Origin of the sequence: Pseudomonas citrullilanati (assembly GCF_030580855.1) — a bacterium.
Classification (GTDB): domain Bacteria; phylum Pseudomonadota; class Gammaproteobacteria; order Pseudomonadales; family Pseudomonadaceae; genus Aquipseudomonas; species Aquipseudomonas citrulli.
In genome coordinates, this window is the sequence record NZ_JAUQOP010000013.1 from 1 (window position 1) to 19,380 (window position 19,380).

General features: G+C 62.2%; 16 protein-coding genes. 5 read left to right on the forward strand and 11 right to left on the reverse strand.

All coding sequences use genetic code 11. The annotated features are described in order from the left end of the window. Positions 1-503: 503 nt before the first annotated feature. Together Q6A48_RS11270 and Q6A48_RS11280 are read right to left on the reverse strand one after the other, a co-directional pair. Positions 504-2,090 carry an ABC-F family ATPase gene (locus Q6A48_RS11270; protein WP_304554191.1) on the reverse strand — a complete coding sequence of 529 codons (1,587 nt, stop codon included), beginning with the start codon at positions 2,088-2,090 and terminating at the stop codon, positions 504-506. A 332-nt stretch (positions 2,091-2,422) separates the two neighbouring features. Further along, positions 2,423-2,557, reverse strand: a complete 135-nt coding sequence (locus tag Q6A48_RS11280) for a hypothetical protein (protein ID WP_304554192.1) — start codon at positions 2,555-2,557, stop codon at positions 2,423-2,425. A 629-nt stretch (positions 2,558-3,186) separates the two neighbouring features. Between Q6A48_RS11280 and lpxO the strand changes: the two genes are divergently transcribed. Further along, complete coding sequence (gene lpxO, locus Q6A48_RS11285; RefSeq protein ID WP_304554193.1) at positions 3,187-4,086, forward strand: lipid A hydroxylase LpxO; 900 nt, start codon at positions 3,187-3,189, stop codon at positions 4,084-4,086. Positions 4,087-4,107: 21 nt separating this feature from the next. On the opposite strand, the gene ligD is transcribed toward lpxO, so the two are convergent. Then, positions 4,108-6,087: a DNA ligase D gene (gene ligD / locus Q6A48_RS11290; protein WP_304554194.1), complete on the reverse strand. Its 1,980-nt coding sequence runs from the start codon at positions 6,085-6,087 to the stop codon at positions 4,108-4,110. 33 nt (positions 6,088-6,120) lie between these two features. Beyond that, a complete protein-coding gene (gene ku / locus Q6A48_RS11295) occupies positions 6,121-7,008 on the reverse strand; it encodes a non-homologous end joining protein Ku (RefSeq protein WP_304554195.1) in 888 nt (295 codons plus the stop codon). Between the two features lie 214 nt (positions 7,009-7,222). Here ku and Q6A48_RS11300 point away from each other — a divergent pair, with 214 nt between their 5' ends. The 4 genes from Q6A48_RS11300 to Q6A48_RS11315 all read left to right on the forward strand — a co-directional run bounded on the left by Q6A48_RS11300 (position 7,223) and on the right by Q6A48_RS11315 (position 10,607). Continuing rightward, positions 7,223-7,567 (forward strand): hypothetical protein, encoded by a 345-nt coding sequence (locus Q6A48_RS11300; RefSeq protein ID WP_304554196.1) that lies wholly within the window; start codon positions 7,223-7,225, stop codon positions 7,565-7,567. Between the two features lie 43 nt (positions 7,568-7,610). Next, positions 7,611-8,762, forward strand: a complete 1,152-nt coding sequence (locus Q6A48_RS11305) for a PQQ-dependent sugar dehydrogenase (protein ID WP_304554197.1) — start codon at positions 7,611-7,613, stop codon at positions 8,760-8,762. A gap of 179 nt (positions 8,763-8,941) precedes the next feature. Then, positions 8,942-9,949, forward strand: coding sequence for a threonine ammonia-lyase, biosynthetic (gene ilvA / locus Q6A48_RS11310; protein WP_304554198.1), 1,008 nt, complete (start codon positions 8,942-8,944; stop codon positions 9,947-9,949). A gap of 379 nt (positions 9,950-10,328) precedes the next feature. Next, positions 10,329-10,607, forward strand: coding sequence for a DUF1652 domain-containing protein (locus tag Q6A48_RS11315; protein WP_304554200.1), 279 nt, complete (start codon positions 10,329-10,331; stop codon positions 10,605-10,607). Positions 10,608-10,701: 94 nt separating this feature from the next. On the opposite strand, the gene Q6A48_RS11320 is transcribed toward Q6A48_RS11315, so the two are convergent. From Q6A48_RS11320 to Q6A48_RS11350, 7 genes are all read right to left on the reverse strand, one after another. Then, positions 10,702-11,640, reverse strand: a complete 939-nt coding sequence (locus Q6A48_RS11320; protein WP_304554201.1) for a carbohydrate kinase family protein — start codon at positions 11,638-11,640, stop codon at positions 10,702-10,704. Between the two features lie 12 nt (positions 11,641-11,652). After that, entirely contained in the window at positions 11,653-13,140 is a 1,488-nt protein-coding gene (gene xylB, locus Q6A48_RS11325; protein WP_304554202.1) for a xylulokinase, read from the reverse strand. 212 nt (positions 13,141-13,352) lie between these two features. Next, on the reverse strand, positions 13,353-14,834 hold the full coding sequence (locus tag Q6A48_RS11330; RefSeq protein ID WP_304554203.1) for a mannitol dehydrogenase family protein: 1,482 nt from the start codon (positions 14,832-14,834) through the stop codon (positions 13,353-13,355). A 15-nt stretch (positions 14,835-14,849) separates the two neighbouring features. Next, the gene (locus tag Q6A48_RS11335) at positions 14,850-15,953 is read right to left on the reverse strand and encodes an ABC transporter ATP-binding protein (protein ID WP_304554204.1); all 1,104 of its coding nucleotides are present in this window, start codon (positions 15,951-15,953) and stop codon (positions 14,850-14,852) included. Positions 15,954-15,991: 38 nt separating this feature from the next. Continuing rightward, positions 15,992-16,822, reverse strand: coding sequence for a carbohydrate ABC transporter permease (locus tag Q6A48_RS11340; RefSeq protein WP_304554205.1), 831 nt, complete (start codon positions 16,820-16,822; stop codon positions 15,992-15,994). Between the two features lie 10 nt (positions 16,823-16,832). Then, the gene (locus Q6A48_RS11345; protein ID WP_304554206.1) at positions 16,833-17,765 is read right to left on the reverse strand and encodes a carbohydrate ABC transporter permease; all 933 of its coding nucleotides are present in this window, start codon (positions 17,763-17,765) and stop codon (positions 16,833-16,835) included. 152 nt (positions 17,766-17,917) lie between these two features. Next, positions 17,918-19,228: an ABC transporter substrate-binding protein gene (locus tag Q6A48_RS11350; protein WP_304554207.1), complete on the reverse strand. Its 1,311-nt coding sequence runs from the start codon at positions 19,226-19,228 to the stop codon at positions 17,918-17,920. Positions 19,229-19,380: the final 152 nt, after the last annotated feature.

A 19,380-nucleotide genomic window follows, 5' to 3' on the forward strand; every position in this document is an offset into this window, starting at 1 on the left:
GAGAGGCGCTTTGGCCTGGCTCATGCTTGTTGTTCGAGGGCGGAAACTCAGTCAACTGTTCGAGCTTTGAGCCAAAGCGGGAAGAGTGGACAGCAGCTTGGCTCCCACACGTGCTTAGGGCACCGCGACCCGTCAGCTTGCTGTCCACCCCTCTCACCTTTGACTTTATCCTGTCTTAAGACACAAGCGAGCCTGCTCGCGAAAGCGGTAGGGCAGCTTGTATTGATGTTGGATGTGCCGACGCCTTCGCGGGCAGGCCCGCTCCCACAGGGGATTTGTGCTGGGCCGCAGGTGTGTGGGCACCGAGATCCAATGTGGGAGCGAGCCTGCTCGCGATAGCGGTGGGGCAGCTTGTATTGATGTTGGATGTGCTAACGCCATCGCGAGCAGGCTCGCACAGCATCAGTGGCCCTAACGGCGTGTTCCCTGAAATGCAAAAAAGCCCCGTCACGACGGACGAGGCTTTTTACTTGCAGCTTGCGGCTTGTAGCTTGCAACTGCCCTTAGAACATCACACCCTGGCTGCGCAGGTAGTCGTCATAAGTGCCGCTGAAGTCGACCACGCCGTCCGCGCTCAGCTCGATGATGCGGGTGGCCAGGGACGAGACGAATTCCCGGTCGTGGCTGACGAAGATCAGCGTGCCCGGGTAGTTTTCCAGTGCCAGGTTCAAGGCTTCGATGGATTCCATGTCCAGGTGGTTGGTCGGTTCGTCCATCACCAGTACGTTGGGTTTTTGCAGGATCAGCTTGCCGAACAGCATGCGGCCCTGCTCGCCACCGGAGATGACCTTGACCGACTTGAGGATCTCGTCGTTGGAGAACAGCATGCGGCCCAGGGTGCCCCGGATCATCTGCTCGCCCTGGGTCCATTGGCCCATCCAGTCGAACAGGCTGACATCCTCGGCGAAATCATGGGCATGGTCCTGGGCGTAGTAGCCCAGCTCCGCGCTTTCGGTCCATTTCACGGAACCGGCGTCCGGTGCCAACTCGCCCATCAGGGTGCGCAGCAGGGTGGTCTTGCCGATGCCGTTGGGGCCGATGATCGCCACGCGTTCGCCGGCTTCGACGGTGAAGCTGAAGTTCTTGAACAGGGTCTTGCCGTCGAAGCCCTTGGACATGCGCTCGATGGTCACGGCCTGGCGGTGCAGCTTCTTGGTCTGTTCGAAGCGGATGAACGGGCTCACGCGGCTCGATGGCTTGACCTCGGCGAGCTGGATCTTGTCGATCTGCTTGGCGCGGGAGGTGGCCTGCTTGGCTTTCGAGGCGTTGGCCGAGAAGCGGCTGACGAAGGTCTGCAGCTCGGCGATCTGGGCTTTCTTCTTGGCGTTGTCCGACAGTAACTGCTCGCGGGATTGGGTCGCCGCGATCATGTATTCATCGTAGTTGCCTGGGAACAGGCGCAGCTCGCCGTAGTCCAGGTCGGCCATGTGGGTACAGACGCTGTTCAGGAAGTGCCGGTCGTGGGAAATGATGATCATGGTGCTGTTACGCGCCGTGAGGATGTTTTCCAGCCAGCGAATGGTGTTGATGTCCAGGTGGTTGGTCGGTTCGTCGAGCAACAGCACTTCCGGATCGGAGAACAGTGCCTGGGCGAGCAACACCCGCAGCTTCCAGCCCGGCGCGACCTCGGTCATCGGGCCGAAGTGTTGTTCCAGTGGAATACCCAGGCCCAGCAACAGCTCGCCGGCACGGGATTCGGCGGTGTAGCCGTCCATTTCGGCGAACTCGGTTTCCAGCTCGGCCACGGCCATGCCGTCTTCTTCGGTCATTTCCGGCAACGAATAGATGCGATCGCGCTCGGCCTTGACCTTCCACAGCTCTTCGTGACCCATGATCACGGTATCGATCACGGTGAATTGTTCGTAGGCGAACTGGTCCTGGCGCAGTTTACCCAGGCGTACATTCGGTTCGAGCATGACCTGGCCACCGGACGGCTCGAGGTCGCCGCCGAGGATCTTCATGAAGGTCGACTTGCCGCAACCGTTGGCGCCGATCAGGCCGTAGCGGTTGCCCGCGCCGAATTTGACAGAGACGTTTTCGAACAGCGGCTTGGCGCCAAACTGCATCGTGATGTTAGCTGTGGAGATCAATTACTTTACCTATCAAGGGGTTGCGAGCCGCGCTTATGAAGCTTGGGCCATTCCTGGGGCAATTCAGGAGCTTTTCCGTTTCTCCCCAGTCACCACTGGAATCAAGCCAACGGGCATAAGTGGAGCGCAGCATCCGGACGCTGTGTCCAGGCTGTTGGGCAATAAAGGCGGGGTTCATGCCAGACGTTGAGCACATTGTCGCATAAGTATGACAACAGTTGCACGATGGCGATGGCGGCCACCCAAACGACGCAGGGCGGTGCATTCCAGCGCCCCCGGCGTGGCGGAACAGGGGGCCGGTGCTGAGCGCCTGCCCCGAGCCGCCGGCGTGTTTACTCTACGGAGCAGATCCAGCGGTGGTTGCGGCGATAGGGCGCGCGAATGAAGTGAACATCCGACACCAGATTCAAGCCTCGCTCCTGGAGGGCTTCGGTCAGTTGCACGAGTGTCTCTGCCTGGATAGTCATTACGGTTACCTCGTCAGAATCGTGTGTTCATAATTCTTGACCGAGCGATCAGGCCGCTAATTCATTTTTTCTACCGTCTTGATTCGAAGGTGCATGTCTGGAGCGGCGGATCGGCGAGGGGCACAACGTGCCTGCGCAGACAGGGAAGGTGGCGCGGAAACTTTACAAGACCTGTACGTGAATTATATTTTTGTAGAGGTTTTGTACAGGTAGCAATCCATGACTCCTCTCGAAAAACTCATTTTCTGGCACCAGAACTGGTCTCTGCAAAATCAGACAGTAACCTGTAAAGGCTGCGGCGCGACGCAGGCGGAAGCCGATCGAGACACTGCTTTTGTCCACGCCCAGACTTGCAGGAGTGCGAGACTCAACGGCCAACCCTGGCAGGCGCTGGATGAAGTCAGGGACGCGTACTGGGTTCCTCCGGCCGAATCGGTCTCGTCCGTTGAATAGCAGGCACGGGGCGTTCGGGCGAGAAGCGGTCATTTCCATGCACAGTTTTTCACAACTGAAGGATAACTTTGGTTACAAACTCTGGCTAAAATGCCATCTCACCCGATGCTTCCTCCCATACCGCCAGGCTGGGCGGGGAAAGCTGCCTGTTCACTCTTGTTGTGTGACGGATTTTTGTGAAACTCATTCTCGCTGCGATCTACCTCCTGTCCATCGGCTACGTGCACCTGCGGGGGCGCGTACGGCATAAGATCGGACGGCAGTTGAGCGACCACTCATCGTTTCTCGCGCCCATCAACTGCTTGCTGTACCTGTGTTCGAAATTCCCCAACCGGCCGTACCTCAACCCCGCGGATTTTCCGGACCTGAGCCCGCTGCAAGTCCATTGGCAGGAGATCCGTGCCGAAGGGCTGAACCTCTTGCAGGCCGGGGAGATCAAGCGTTCCAATCAGTACGATGACGTTGGCTTTAACTCGTTCTTCAAGACGGGTTGGAAGCGCTTCTACCTGAAGTGGTATGGCGACAGTCACCCTTCGGCCATGAAGTTGTGCCCGCGCACCACCGAACTGGTGCAAGGCATCGGCTCGATCAAGGCGGCGATGTTCGCCGAATTGCCGCCGGGATCGAAGCTGGTTCGCCACCGTGACCCGTATGCCGGGTCGTATCGCTACCACCTGGGCCTGGAGACGCCGAACGAGGCCGGTTGCTACATCAATGTCGACGGCGAGCCGTACCATTGGCGTGACGGCGAGGCGGTGGTGTTCGACGAGACATTCATTCATTACGCCGAGAACACCACGCCCCATAACCGCATCATTTTGTTCTGCGACGTGGAGCGGCCGATGAAATTTCGCTGGGCCACGGCTTTCAACCGCTGGTTCAGCCGCACCGTGATGGCCGCCGCCGGCGCCCCCAACGACGCCGGGGACAAGACCGGCGGCTTGAACCGGGCGTTTTCCAGGTTGTACAAGATCCGGCTGCAAGGCAAGGCGCTGAAGAAGCGCAATCGCAAGCTGTATTACTTGCAGAAGTGGGCGTTCTTCGGCGGGCTGCTGGCGATCTTCGTCTGGATCTGAAATCTCGCCAGGGCCCTGCGATCATTCCATGGGTTTTGGCGCCCCCAGTTGCTCCCACATCCTGGCACTGATCCGTTGGCGATGGGCGTAGCCTTCCCATGGATCGGCTCCCAGGCCCCGGGCCCGTTCCAGTGCGGTGTTGATGTCCCACTGCTGGGCATTGCGCAGGCTGTCCAGCTCGGCCCGGGCGATCGGCACCGAAACCGGCAGCCCCGGTCGCGCCCGTACCGAGTAGGCGCTCACCGTGCTGGCGCCGCGGGCATTGCGCAGGTAATCGACGAAGACTTTGCCGACGCGGTTTTTCGGGCCCATGGTGGCGGTGATCTTTTGCGGCATCTCGCGCGCCAGGAACTGGGAGATGGCCTTGGCGAAGGCCTTGGTGGCGTCCCAGCCTTCACTGCGCGCCAGCGGCACGATGACGTGCATGCCCTTGCCACCGCTGGTCTTCAGGAACCCTTGCAAGCCCAGCTCATCGAGCACTGACAAAGTCATGCGAGTGGCTTCGAGCATGGCGTTCCAGGGCAGTGATGGATCGGGGTCCAGGTCCAGCACAAACAGGTCCGGCGTTTCGATCCGCTCATGGGTGGCGGTCCAGGTGTGCAACTCCACCGTACCCATCTGTGCCGCGCTGACCAGCGACTGGACGCTGTCGATTTCCATCAGGGCAGCGTGGCCCGGGTCCAGCGATGGATCCAGTTGCTTGATGTGGGGAATCTCCAGGCGATCGGCGTGCTTCTGGAAGAACTGCTCTTCGCCAATTCCGTCCGGTGCCCGCAGCAACGCCACGGGCCGTAGTTTCAGGTGCGGCAGGATCCACGGGGCGATGTCGGCGTAGTATTGGGCCAGCTCGGCTTTCTGCACGCCACTGAGGCTGTCGATCACCCGGTCCGGGTGGGTGATGCTTACGCCGGCCACTTCCACTGCGCCTGGCTTGCGGCCTCGTCGTAGGGCCGGCGTCTGGTTCTTGATCGGCAATGGGTGCTCGCGGACGATCTTGCCCGCCGGCATGTCGGCCAGCCATTCGATGAAGGTCGGGCGGTGCACCAGGCCACTGCTGGTCCATTCGGTGAATTCGACTTCGCACACCCGCTCGGGCTCGACCCACTGCACGCCACGCGCCTGGACGCGGTTGACCGGCTGGGCCAATGGCGAGGCTTGGCGCTCACGGGCGGACAATGTCGCCTGCAGCGTTTCTTTCTGCGCTTGCGTGAATCCGGTGCTCACTCGCCCGGCATACACCAGGCCGCTGCCTTCATTGACTGCAAGCAGCAGCGCGCCGAAGCCGCTGCTTGGATTTTGCGGGCGGGTGAAGCCGACGATCACAAAAGCTTGGCGCAACCGACATTTCAGGTTCACCCAATCGCTGCTGCGCCGCGACACATAAGGGCTGCCCACGCGCTTGCCGACCACCCGGTCCAGGGACAGGGCGCTGGCGCTTTCGAGTATTTCGTCCTTGCTGGCGGAAAAGGCCTCGGAGAACCGCAGGCGCTTGCCGGCATGGCCGCGCAACACCTGTTTCAACGCTGCGCGCCGTTCCTCCACGGGCGTTTGCCGCAGGTCCTCGCCATTGAGAAATGGCGCGTCGAACAGCACGTACACCATGTCCACGGTACGGCCGATTTCGAGCGCGTCGCGCAGGGCAGCGAGGTCCGACTGGCCGTTGTCGTCCAGCAGGATCAAGTCACCGTCCAGCCAACTGTCCCCCAGGTTCAGCTCGGCCAGGGCGTCGGCGTGCAATTTGAGCCGCGCGGTCCAGTCTTCATGGTTGCCGCTGAGCAGGCGGATGTCGCCGTTCTCGATACGGGCCATCAACCGATAGCCGTCGAATTTGACTTCATAGCGCCATTCACCCGTGGGTGGCTGTTCCACCGCGGTCGCCAATTGCGGCAACAGCCGTTCGGGCAGTGGATCCTTGTGCCCTGGATGAGGGCGGTTGCGGTGGGTCTTTTCGTCCCGATTGGCATCGGACGCACGGGCAGATTCGCGCTCGGCCTTGGCCATGACAGATTCCCTTGTATAGCTGGCGGCCGGGGGTTAGCCCCGGGAGGCCTTGGTGGCTTTTTTCGCGGGGGCGGACTTGCTGGTCTTCGCGGGTTTCGCGGGGGTTTTCGCCGGTTTGTCCGGCGCCTTGCCCTTGCCGCCCAAGCTGCGCTTGAGCAGTTCGGTCAGGTCGATGACGTCGGCAGTCTTGCGCTGTTCTTCGCCAGGGTCTGTTTCCACCGCTTCGAGCCGGCCCTCGTTGGCCTTTTTCTCCACCAGTTCCATGATCTTGTCCTGGAAGCTGTCGCGATAGTCTTCCGGTGTCCAGTCGGCGCTCATGTCCTCTACCAGGCGCTTGGCCATGTCCAGTTCACCCTTGACCAGGTGGGGCTTGGTGACCTCGTCGCCGAGTTCGAGGATGTCCAGGCCGCGGACCTCCGCCGGCCAGCGCAGCATCACCAGCACCAATGCCGACTCCAGCGGCATCAGCGCCGCCAGATGTTGCCGCGTGTGCAACACCACGTGGGCCAGGGCCACCTTGTTGGTTTTGACCAGGGTTTCGCGCAACAGCGCATAGACTTTGCCGCCGCGCTTGTCCGGTGCCAGGAAATACGGGGTGTCGATGTTTTGCAGTGGGATCTTCTCGCTGTCGACGAAGGAAAAGATGTCGATGGTCTGGGTGGACTTGGGGTGCGCGGAGCGGATTTCTTCTTCGTCGAGCAGGACATACTGGCCTTTCTGGTACTGGACGCCCTTGACGATGTCTTCCTTGGTCACTTCCTTGCCCGTGACCTTGTTGACCCGCTTATAGCCCACCGGGTCCATGCTGCGCTTGTCCAGCCAATCGAAATCGACGCCCTGGGACGAGGTCGCCGACACCAATGCGACGGGGATGTGGACCAGTCCGAAACTGATTGCGCCTTTCCAGATTGCCCTGGCCATGATGGTGATTGTCCTTGTCGGTGAATGTCTCTCTGGTGACCGTCGGGTCTTTGGAAAAGTTTCCACCGGGCGCTGGCTGGCGCGCCCCCCCTGGCCGCCACAAGCGCCGTCTTGGAGATGCCTGGTTACATCTTCGCGGGGATATTTCGCTTAACAACGGCGAACCTGCGGCGTAGCGTGCTTTCGATATGCCTGACTCCAGGAGGTGCTTGAAATGAACCGACTGACGCTCGTCTGCATGGCGCTACTCATGGTTCCGTTGGTCCAGGCTGCGGCGCCGCAACCAGGCCCTGTGCGGTTCATGGCCCAGAACCTGCCGGGCAACAATAATCCCTACAACAGCCCGACGCGGCGAGCCAACCCCAACAGCCAGCAGGGCACCCGGCTGAATGTGCCGGCGCTGCAAAACAATCCCACGGTGCCGGTTCCACGGCCGCCCACCCTGGACAATGGCGGGATCGGCAACGGCTACCCACGCTCCGGCCAGCCCACAAGGTCGCCACGGCCCACGATCGAATCCCCGACACCTCCCAGAGGGACATCCGACAGCCATCGCTAGGCATCGCGCCTGGCTGACTTTTCCACTACAGAAGGACGTGTGCATGTTGCCTAAAACACTCCTGGCGGCCTTTTGCGCCAGCGCGGTTCTCACGCTCGTCACGCCGGTTTCAGCCGCGCAAACCCAACAATTCAAGAGCGAGGAGGGCACCCTGGAGGTGACCACCGTGGCCAAGGGGCTGGAGCATCCTTGGTCCGTCGCATTCTTGCCGGGCCAGCAGGGCATGCTGGTTACGGAGCGAATCGGCAATCTGCGGATGGTAAGCCCCGATGGCCGGTTATCCGCGCCATTGAGTGGCGTACCGCAGGTGTGGGCCCAGGGGCAGGGCGGCCTGCTCGACGTCGTGCTTTCGCCGGACTTCCGCCAGGACCGCACCGTCTACCTCTCCTATGCCGAGGCCGGGGCCGATGGCAAGGCGGGTACGGCGGTGGGGCGGGGACAGTTGTCCGAAGACCACCAGCGGCTGGAAAATTTCAACGTGATCTTCCGCCAGCAACCCAAGCTGTCGACGGGCAATCATTTTGGATCGCGGCTGGTATTCGACCGGGACGGCTATCTGTTCATTACCTTGGGGGAAAACAATGACCGGCCTACCGCCCAGGACCTGGACAAGTTGCAAGGCAAGATCGTGCGGATCTATCCGGACGGCAAGGTGCCGGATGACAATCCGTTCGTCGGGCAGAAGAATGTCCGCCCCGAGATCTGGTCCTACGGCATGCGCAACCCCCAAGGCGCAGCCCTGAACCCATGGAACGGTACGCTCTGGGAGAACGAGCATGGGCCCAAGGGTGGCGATGAGCTGAATGTCATCGAGCGTGGCCAGAACTACGGTTGGCCGCTGGCGACCCATGGCATCAACTACTCGGGCGCCCCGATTCCCGAAGCCCAGGGCAAGACCGTCGAAGGCACCGTGGGCCCGCAGCATGTCTGGCAGGTGTCACCGGGGCTCAGCGGCATGGCGTTCTATGACAACGACCGTTTCAAGGCCTGGCAGCGTAACGTGTTCATTGGCGCGCTGGCGTCCAAGGAACTGATCCGCCTGGAATTCGAGGGCGACAAGGTGGTTCACGAGGAACGCCTGCTGGGTGAACTCGGCGAGCGAGTTCGCGACGTGCGCCAGGGGCCGGACGGCTACTTGTATGTGCTGACGGATGAGGACAGCGGTGCGCTGTATAAAGTCGGACTTAAAGATTGACTTGCCACCCGCGCCCGGCTAGTTTCCAGCCATGACTTCTACCTTATTGCGCAGCCAGCCAAGCATTATTATTACCGCCATTCCTATTTGGCGGGTTAGCTGACGGCTGCACCCAACCCGCCCTGGAGGCGGGTTTTTTCTTTCTGTCTCCCGGGTTCTGTCCAAACCAGGAGACCGCCATGACCGCCACCCCCGCCGAGCAATCCCTGCTGGAGCACTACGTCAAGAACATCCTCGCCGCGCCGGTGTACGAGCTGGCGGTGTGTACGCCGCTGCAAGCGGCCCCTGCGTTGTCCGAGGCCCTGGGAAACCAGATCCTGCTCAAGCGCGAAGACTTGCAACCGACGTTCTCCTTCAAGATCCGCGGGGCCTACAACAAGCTGGTGCAACTGACCCCGGAGCAGCGTGCCCGGGGCGTCATCACCGCATCGGCGGGCAATCATGCCCAGGGCGTGGCGTTGGCGGCCCGCAAGCTGGGAATTTCGGCCAGTATCGTCATGCCGCTCACGACGCCGGCGTTGAAGGTGCTCGGCGTGCGCAACCGGGGTGCCGAAGCGTTGTTGCACGGCGAGAGCTTTCCGTTCGCCCTGGCTCACGCGCTGGAACTGGCCCGACGGACGGGGCGGGAGTTCGTCTCACCGTTCGATGACCCCCAGGTGATTGCCGGCCAGGGCACCGTCGCCATGGAAATCCTGCGCCAGCACCCCGGCCGGCTGGATGCGATCTTCGTCCCGGTGGGCGGCGGCGGGCTGATCGCGGGGATCGCTGCCTACGTCAAGTACCTGCGACCGGAGGTGCGGATCATCGGTGTCGAGTCGACGCACTCGGCATGCCTTGAAGCGGCCCTGGTGGCCGGCGAACGGGTTACGTTGGCTGAAGTAGGCTCGTTCGCCGACGGCGTGGCAGTGGCGCAGATGGGCGCCCACGGCTTCGAGGTCTGCCGTTTCTGCGTCGATGAGGTGATCACCGTCGGCAATGACCCAGTGTGTGCGGCAATCAAGGACATCTACGACGATACCCGTGCCATCACCGAGCCGTCAGGTGCCCTGGCCGTGGCAGGCATCAAGCAATACGTGGCCCGCACCGGCGTTCAGGGCCAGACCTTCGTGGCGATCAATTCGGGTGCCAACATCAATTTCGACAGTTTGGGGCATGTGGCGGAACGCGCGGCGGTAGATACCGTTTGAATTTTTACGCTACGTCACATTTTTTTTGAACAAAGCGACGGATGCCCACTTGTGCCGGGGCAATTAGAGCTACTCTGGCTTCGACAGGATGAATGCAATTGCAGTTTGCATGAAGAAAACACCGTCTCCTTGCATTCTGCACGAACGGTGCGCCAGGCAATGCCGCTAAGTCATTGATTGTTATCAATCTCTGACATCGACATTACAGGCATATTTTTTGCGGGATGATTCAGGAGTCCGCTGGATGGACTCCGTGAATTGAAACGCAAAAAAACGAACGAACGGCTCGGCATTCGTAGTCCCAGTCCGCAGGGAAGAAACGGACGAAAATACCGCCGTCGTATACATAAGTTGGCCGCCTCAACAGGAGAGAGTCGCCATGTTTTTATCTGCCCTCGAAATGCGAAACATCATTGAAAGCAGCTTGCTGCCCAAGCGCTCCCAATGCAGCTTGTCACCCGACCTGACGATGACGGTCAAGATCTACGACGATCACGAGACCGATCGGGTGGCATTGGTCAAATCCGATATCGACGCCAAGAAGCTCACCGGTTGCCGGGCGATCAACGACCTGATTGCCGAATTGCGAACCGAGCTTGATCACGGCCACCACGTGGGCAGCCATGTTCATCAGCAACACCGAATGACCGGGCGCTAACGGCGGCCTTTTCCCGGTAAGCCTGACGCCTGGGTCCGGTCAATGCCCGAACCCGGCGTCCAGTTTTTTTCGGGGTTGAAGCACTCAACTCTTTTCAATTCAACTGGTGCCGATAGGGCAGGTCCGGCCCGGTCTTGCCGCACGTCAGGGCCGCAGCCCGCATGGCGAATGCGAGCATGGCGCTGACCTGTTCCCGGGTCAGGCGTTGCAGGCCATCGATCGAATCCAGCTGCTGTTCCGTCAGCCAGGCAATCAGCGCCGCCTGGAACGTGTCGCCCGCCCCGACGGTGTCCGCCATCTTCACCGGGCAGGCGGGCATGGACCATGAACCGTGCTGGCGGCTGAACACCGTAGCGCCTTGACCGCCACGGGTCAGGAAGACCAGTTGGCAGCGGTGCCGTAGCCAGCCTTCGATGATCACCTGGGGATCTTGCCCGGGATAGAGCAGGCCCAGGTCTTCGTCGCTGACCTTGATCAGGTCGGCGTATTCCACCAACGTCGCGATCCGTGAACGCCACAGTTCGATGTCCGGCTGCGGGTTGAGCCGCACGTTAGGGTCCAGGCTGATCAGGCGACGACCGCTTTCGCGCCGCACCAGGGCCAGGAGCGTATCGCCCACGGGCTGGACCACCAGGGAAAACGACCCCACGTGCAGGCCGCGTACCTCGGGCCCCAGCGTCGGCAGTGAGTCCAGCGGCAACTGGCGGTCGGCACAGCCCTCACCTCGGAAACTGTAATGGGGCGAACCATTGGCACCCAGGGCGACCATCGCCAGGGTCGTTGGCGCATCGACGTCCCGCAGGTAGTGGTCGCTGACGCCTTCATTGCGCAGTACCTGTTGCAGGCGTCGACCAAGGTAGTCGGTGGACAGGCCGGTAAACAGCGCGGAATCGATGCCCAGGCGACGCAGCCCCACGGCCACGTTGAACGGCGAGCCGCCGGCGATCGCCTTGAAGTTCACCTGCGAGGCGGGGGTTTGCGCCTCGGTCTCACTGAAAAAATCAAACAGTGCTTCACCACACACCAGATACATAGTTGCCCGCTCTCAAAGGGTTGCGACGTGTTGTCGGTAACGTTCATAGGCCTGCTGCGATGCCGCGACATGCGTGGCGACAGGCCGGGTTTCGCTGGCCGGGTCGAGCTTGACGCAGCGCTCGCACAGCTCGGCCAGGCTTTGCTTCGCGCCTGATTGACACCACGCCGCCTGGATGGCCGCGCCGAGGGCGGCGGCTTCGCTCTGCTCGGTGCAGATGACCGTGGTGTCCATGATATCGGCAACGATCTGCCGCCATACCGGGCTTTTCGAACCGCCGCCGATCAGGCGGATGCTCTGGGCTTCGAGCCCGTTGGCCCGTAGCAGGTCCAGGCCATAACGCAAACCGAAGGTGGTCCCTTCGACCACGGCGCGGCACAGGTTGGCCCGGCTCAGGTTGGTGGTGGTCAGGCCCAGCAGGCTGCCGGTGGCATGGGGCAGGGCCGGGACCCGCTCACCGTTGAAAAATGGCAGCATGCACACGCCTTCGGCGCCGATCGGCGCCTGGGCCACCAACGTGTTGAAGACGTCGATGTCCAGCGCCAGGAGTTCACGGATGGCCCCGGTGGCATTGGTCAGGTTCATGGTGCAGATCAACGGCAGCCAACCGCCACTGGAGGAACAGAAGGTCGCCACCGATGGTTGCGGGCTCACCGCCGGTTCGGCGGCATAGGCGTAGACCGTGCCGGAGGAGCCGAGGCTCATGGTGATGACGCCGGGCTGGATGTTGCCGGTGCCGATGGCGCCCATCATGTTGTCGCCGCCACCGCTGGACACCATGGCGCCAGGGTTGAGGCCCAGGTGCGCAGCGATCGCCGGCAGAATCCGCCCGACCGGTTGGTGGGCCTCGATCAGTTCCGGCAGCGCCGCTCGCAAGCGGCCGCTGGGGTCGATGTGTTGCAGCAATGGCTCATCCCATTGGCGGGTGCGGACGTTGAAATAGCCGGTGCCCGAGGCGTCGCCATATTCGGTGCAATGGCGGCCGGTGAGCCAGTGGTTGAGGAAATCGTGGGGCAGCAGGATGCGGGCGATGCGGTCGAACACCTGCGGATGCTGTTCCCGGGTCCAGAGCAGCTTCGACACGGTGTAGCCAGGGGCGATGACCACGCCGAGGCGCTCCAGGGAGCCGCTTTCGCCGCCGAGATGGGCCAGCAGCCGGTCGTTTTCCGCAGTGGTCTCGGTGTCGCACCACAGCTTGGCCGGGCGCAGCACCTGGTCTTGCTCGTCGAGCAGCACCAGCCCGTGCTGCTGGCCGGACACGCCGATGCCCAGGATGGCCTGGCCATCGACCCCGGCACTGGCCAGCGCCTGCCGGGTCGCCTGGGCGAAGGCTTCGAGCCATTGCGCCGTGTCTTGTTCGCGACAGCCGTTGGGACCGCTGATCATGGAATGAGCCGCCGCGCCAAGGCCCAGGACCTGGCCGCTGCTGGCGTCCAGAACCAGCGCCTTGGTGCCTTGGGTGCCGCAGTCGATGCCCAGGAACAATTGTGGGTTTGCCATGGAAATCCTCGAAGCGTCATACGGAACACGTGGAGAGGGTAGGTGAAGGCAACGCAGGGGGGCGACAAACAGGTTTCGTGGCGAGGGAGCTTGTTCCCGCCTGCGTGCGCAGCACGCACAAGATGGCGCCGCTACGCAGACCAGCGGGAGCAAGCTCCCTCGCCACAACAGTTCTCGCTACCACCTCTTCGCCGCTGCCACCTTCTTGTGGTCTAGCTTGCGTCAGCCAGTATCCGCTCCAGGGTTTTCGTCACCCCCTGCTCGCGCAAGCTGTTGCAGCACCATTCGAATGCTGCCACGAATGCCGGCGAGCGGGGGATGGCGGTGCCAAAGATTTCTTCCACCTCCAGCAATCGCTGGGTGATCAGGGCATCGTCGGCCACCAGGGCCTGGCAGAACGCCGCCCGCGGGTCTGGAATCGTGTAGGCCAGGCCGTTTTCGTCGACGCCCTTGAGGTACACGGCCCAGGCCGCCACCACCAGTGCCGCGCGCCGCATCTCGCCACCGTCGGCGATCAGGCGATTGATCGTCGGTACGGTGAACTTCGGAAATTTCGACGAACCGTCCGAGCACACCCGTTCCAACTGGTCGGCAATCGCCTGGTTGGAAAAGCGTTCCACCAGGGTGTCCTTGTAGTCGGCCAGGTCGATGCCAGGTACCGGCGCCAGTTGCGGCGTGACATCCAAGTCCATATAGGCGCGCATGTAGCGCACGAACAGGGGGTCGTTCATGGTCTCGTGGACAAAGCGATAGCCCTTGAGGAACCCCAGGTAGGTCAGCGCCAGGTGGCTGCCGTTGAGCAGCTTGATCTTCATTTCTTCGTAGGGGGTGACGTCATCGGTGAACTGCACGCCGACCTTTTCCCAGGCCGGGCGGCCGTTGACGAACTTGTCCTCCAGCACCCACTGCACGAACGGTTCGCAGACCACCGGCCAGGCGTCGTCGATGCCATGCTCGTCGTGCAGTTGCAGACGATGGGCGACGCTGGTCATGGGCGTGATGCGGTCGACCATGGCATTGGGGAAGCTGACATTGCGGTCGATCCACTGGCCCAGTTCGGGGTCCCGCAGCGCGGCGAAGGCCAGCAACGCCTTGCGGGTCACGGCGCCGTTGTGGGGCAGGTTATCGCAGGACATCAAGGTGAACGCCGGGGTGCCGGCGGCACGGCGCCGGGCGAGGGCGGCGCAGAGAAAACCGAACACGGTCTTCGGCGCGTCGGGATGCGCCAGGTCGTGCTGGATCTGCGGCAAATGGGCCATGAACTCGCCATTGCTGTCGTCGATGCAGTAGCCGCCTTCGGTGATGGTCAGCGAGACGATGCGGATTTGCGGGTCGGCGAGTTTGTCGATCAGCGCCTGGGCGCCGTCCTCCGCCAGCAGCATGGCATCGATGGCGCCGATCACCCGGACTTCGGTGTCGTCGGTGTCACCCAATTCATACAGGGTGAACAGGTAGTCCTGGCCGGCCAGGTCGTCCCGGGCGCGGCGATCCTCGGCCCGCAGGCCGACGCCGCAGATGGCCCAGTCCAGGTCGGCGCCGGTGTTCATCAGCGCGTCGGTGTAATACGCCTGGTGGGCGCGGTGGAAGCCTCCGACCCCGATGTGGGCGATGCCCTGGCGGATTTCGCCCAAAGGGTAAGCGGGCACGGCGACCCCGGGGTTGAGGTTGTGCAGGTTCTGTCGGTTGAGTTTCATCACGGTTCTCGGCAATCAGGCGGCGGCGCGCAGCGCACGGGGGACCGCCACGCCGTTGGCATCGAATAGGTGGCAGTGTTCAGCGTCCAGGTGCAGGTTCAATTGCTCGCCAAAGCGGCTCGCCAGGTCGCCGCGAACCCGCATGGTCAGGGCTTCGCCGGAGGCGGTGACGACGTGGCAGAACGTGTCGCTGCCCAGGCGCTCGCTGACGTCGGCGGTGACCACCAGCGTGCATTCGCCGGGCTGGGCCAGGTTCAAGTGCTCCGGACGAATCCCCAGGGTGACCTCTGCACCGACGGCCAGGTGGGCGCCGTTGAGCGGCAGGTGGATACGGGTGCCGGCGTCCAATTGCACGTCACAGCCGTGGCTATCGAGGCCGCTGACCTTGCCCTTGAGAAAGCCCATCTTGGGGGTGCCGAGGAATCCGGCGACAAACAGGTTGGCGGGCTGGTGATACAACTCCAGCGGCGAGCCGACCTGTTCGATGCGTCCGCCGTTGAGCACCACCACCTTGTCGGCCAGGGTCATGGCCTCGACCTGGTCGTGGGTCACGTAGATCATGGTCGCTTGCAGTTCCTTGTGCAGCCGCGCCAGCTCCAGGCGCATTTGCACCCGCAAGGCGGCGTCGAGGTTGGACAACGGTTCGTCGAACAGGAAGATCTTCGGGTTGCGCACGATGGCCCGGCCAATCGCCACGCGCTGGCGCTGGCCGCCGGAGAGTTGCTTGGGCTTGCGTTCGAGCATCGGCCCCAGTTCGAGGATGCGCGCGGCCTCGTTGACCTTTTTCTCGACCTCGGCCTTGGGCACGCCGGCCAGGTCCAGGGCGAAGGACATGTTCTTGCGCACGCTCATGTGCGGGTACAGGGCATAGGTCTGGAAGACCATCGCCAGGTCGCGCTTGGCCGGGCTCACCTCGGTAATGTCGCGGCCATCCAGTTCGATGGTGCCGTCGCTGACTTCCTCCAGGCCGGCGATCAGCCGCAGCAGGGTCGACTTGCCGCAGCCCGAGGGGCCGACGAACACCACGAACTCGCGGTCGTTCACTTCGAGGTCAATGCCCTTGATGATGGAAAAGCCTTCGAAACCTTTTTGCAGATTCTTGATTTTCAGGTTGGCCATGAGGATGGGCCTCCGCTTCTGATAAGGGATAGGGCGCGTTATTTCACGGCGCCGAAAGACAAGCCGCGCACCAGTTGTTTCTGGCTGATCCAGCCGAAAATCAGGATCGGCGCGCAGGCCAGGGTCGAGACGGCGGACAATTTGGCCCAGAACAGACCTTCGGGGCTCGAGTAAGAGGCGATCAGTGCCGTCAGGGGCGCGGCCTTGGACGAGGTCAGGTTCAGCGACCAGAAGGCCTCGTTCCAGCACAGGATCAGCGACAGCAGCACGGTGGACGCCAGGCCGCCCTTGGCGATCGGCAGCAGCACGCGGACCATTTCCTGCCACAGCGTGGCACCGTCCAGGCGCGCGGCTTCGAGGATGTCGCGGGGAATGTCCTTGAAGTAGGTGTAGATCATCCAGACCACGATCGGCAGGTTGATCAGCGTGTAGATGACAATCAGCGCGATGCGCGTGTCCAGCAGGCCGAAGCTCTTGGCTAGCAGGTAGATCGGCATCAGCACGCCCACCGGTGGCAGCATCTTGGTGGAGAGCATCCACAGCAGCGTGCCTTTGGTGCGCTGGGTTTCGTAGAACGCCATGGAGTAGGCCGCCGGCACCGCGATCAGCAGGCACAGGGCGGTGGCGCTGAAGGAAATCACCACCGAGTTCCAGGCGAAGCTGAAATAGTTGCTGCGCTCGTTGATGTGCAGGTAGTTCTCCAGGGTCGGCGCGAAGATGAACTGCGGCGGCGTGGCGAACGCGTCGATTTCGGTCTTGAAGCTGGTCAGCACCATCCAGAAGATCGGGAAGAAAATCACGATGGCGATGGCCCAGGCCAGGGTGCCCAGCAGCAGGCTTTGCAGGCGGCGCGATTGTTGAAGGGTCATGGCGGCGGCCTCAATGCTTGTCGGTGAGATTTTTGCCGATCATCCGCACCAGGATGATGGCGGCGATATTGGCGATGACCACGGCGATCAGGCCACCGGCCGACGCCATGCCGACGTCGAACTGCACCAGCGCCTGGTTGTAGATCAGGTAGGCGAGGTTGGTGGAGGCGTAGCCCGGGCCACCGTTGGTGGTGGTGAAGATCTCGGCGAACACCGACAGCAGGAAGATCGTCTCGATCATCAGCACCACGGCGATCGGACGCGCCAGGTGCGGCAAGGTCAGGTGCCAGAAAATCGCGATCGGGCCGGCACCGTCCAGGCGCGCGGCTTCTTTCTGCTCCTGGTCGAGGGACTGCATGGCGGTCATCAGGATCAGGATCGCGAAGGGCAGCCACTGCCAGCTCACGATGATGATGATCGACAGCAACGGGTAGTGGGCCAGCCAGTCCACCGGTTGCGCGCCGAACAGCTTCCACACCGCCGCGAGAATCCCCGACACCGGGTGGAAAATCAGGTTCTTCCAGATCAGCGCACCGACGGTGGGCATGATGAAGAACGGCGAGATCAACAGCACCCGCACGATGCCGCGACCGAAGAACTCACTGGCCTCCAGCAGCGCGCTGATCAACACCCCGAGCACGATACTGATCAGCAGCACGCTGCCCACCAGCAACAGGGTATTGGTGGCACCGGGCATGAAGCCCGAGTCGGTCAGGAAGTAAGTGAAGTTCTCCAGCCCGACGAACTCGTTTTCGCCCGGGTAGAGCAGGTTGTAGCGGATCATCGAGAAGTAGACGGTCATGCCCAGCGGCACGATCATCCACAGCAGCAACAGGGCCACCGATGGGCTGACCAGGAACCAGCCGGGGTTGGCCAGGCGGATCTTGCGCGCGGGTGGGGAAACCCCGATGGGCGCTTTGGCAGTTGTTGTTGAGCTATTCATGGCATTGAACCGATTTTTTGCGGGCCTATGAAGATCCACTGTGGGAGTGAGCTTGCTCACGATCGCGTCGTGTCAGTCGCCCGCGATGGTGGCGGCAAGGCCTTCATCGCGAGCAAGCTCGCTCCCACAGGAAGCAAGAGCAGGTAGCCCGGTTACTTGGGATACCCGGCGCGCTTCATCTCGCGCTCAGTGGTCGACTGCGCGGCGGTCAGCGCCTGGTCCACGCTTTGCTGGCCGGTCAGGGCGCCGGAGAAGAACTTGCCGACCTGGGTGCCGATCGCCTGGAACTCGGGAATGGTCACCAACTGGATGCCGATGTAAGGCACGGGCTTGAGGGTCGGCGCTTTCGGGTCGGCGACTTTCAGCGATTCCAGCGTCACCTTGGCAAACGGTGCCGCCTTCATGTATTCGTCGCTGTAGGTCGAGGCGCGGGTGCCGGGCGGCACGTTGGCGATGCCGTCGGTCTTGGCGACCAGTTGCCCGTATTCCTTGGACGTCGCCCAGCTGGTGAAGACCTTGGCCGCGTCCTTGGCCTTGGAACTGGTCGGGATCGCCAGCGACCAGGAGTACATCCACGACGTGCCCTTGTCGGTTTTTTCATGGGGGGCGAAGGTGAAGCCAACGTGGTCGGCGACCTTGCTCTGGGTCTTGTCGGTCACGAACGAGCCGGCGACGCTGGCGTCGACCCAGATCGCGCACTTGCCGCTGTTGAACAGCGCCAGGTTTTCGTTGAAACCGTTGCTGGAGGCGCCCGGCGGGCCGGATTTCTTCATGTTGTCGACGTAGAAGTTCAGCGCGTCTTTCCATTCCGGGCCATTGAATTCAGGCTGCCACTTCTCGTCGAACCAGCGCGCGCCGAAGCCGTTGGCCAGGGTGGTGATCAGGGCCATGTTTTCGCCCCAACCGGCCTTGCCCCGCAGGCACAGGCCGTATTGTTCCTTGGACTTGTCGGTGAGCTTCTCGGCAAATTCACCGATCTGGGTCCAGGTCGGGTGTTCGGGCATGGTCAGCCCGGCATCCTTGAACAGGTCGGTGCGGTAGTAGGTGATCGAGCTTTCGGCGTAGAACGGCAGGGCGTACAACGAGCCCTTGACGGACAAGCCGTCACGCACGGAAGGGAAGACGTCGTCCAGGTCGTAGGACGCCGGCAGGTCCTTCATCGGCTCCAGCCAGCCCTTGGCGCCCCAGAGTGCGGCTTCGTACATGCCGATGGTCAACACGTCGAACTGGCCACCCTGGGTGGCGATGTCGGTGGTCAGGCGCTGGCGCAGGACGTTTTCTTCGAGCACCACCCAATTCAACTGGATATCCGGGTGCTCGGCCTCGAAGGTCTTCGACAGCTTTTGCATGCGGATCATGTCGCTGTTGTTGACGGTGGCAATGGTGAGGGTCTGTGCGCCGAAACTGACGCTGCTGAGGGTCATGCAGGTGGAGACAAGCAGAGCTTTAACCGAAGGTTTCATCGCGCACTCCTTTTCCGCGCCAGGGGCTGCAGAAGGACAGTTATTGTTGTTGTGTCTTCCGGATGAAGGGAAGAATGTGCGCTGATTACAGCCCGCCAGGGACGGCCTGACAAATCATCCGTCGCACTTGTGCTGATACTTTTTTGCACTAG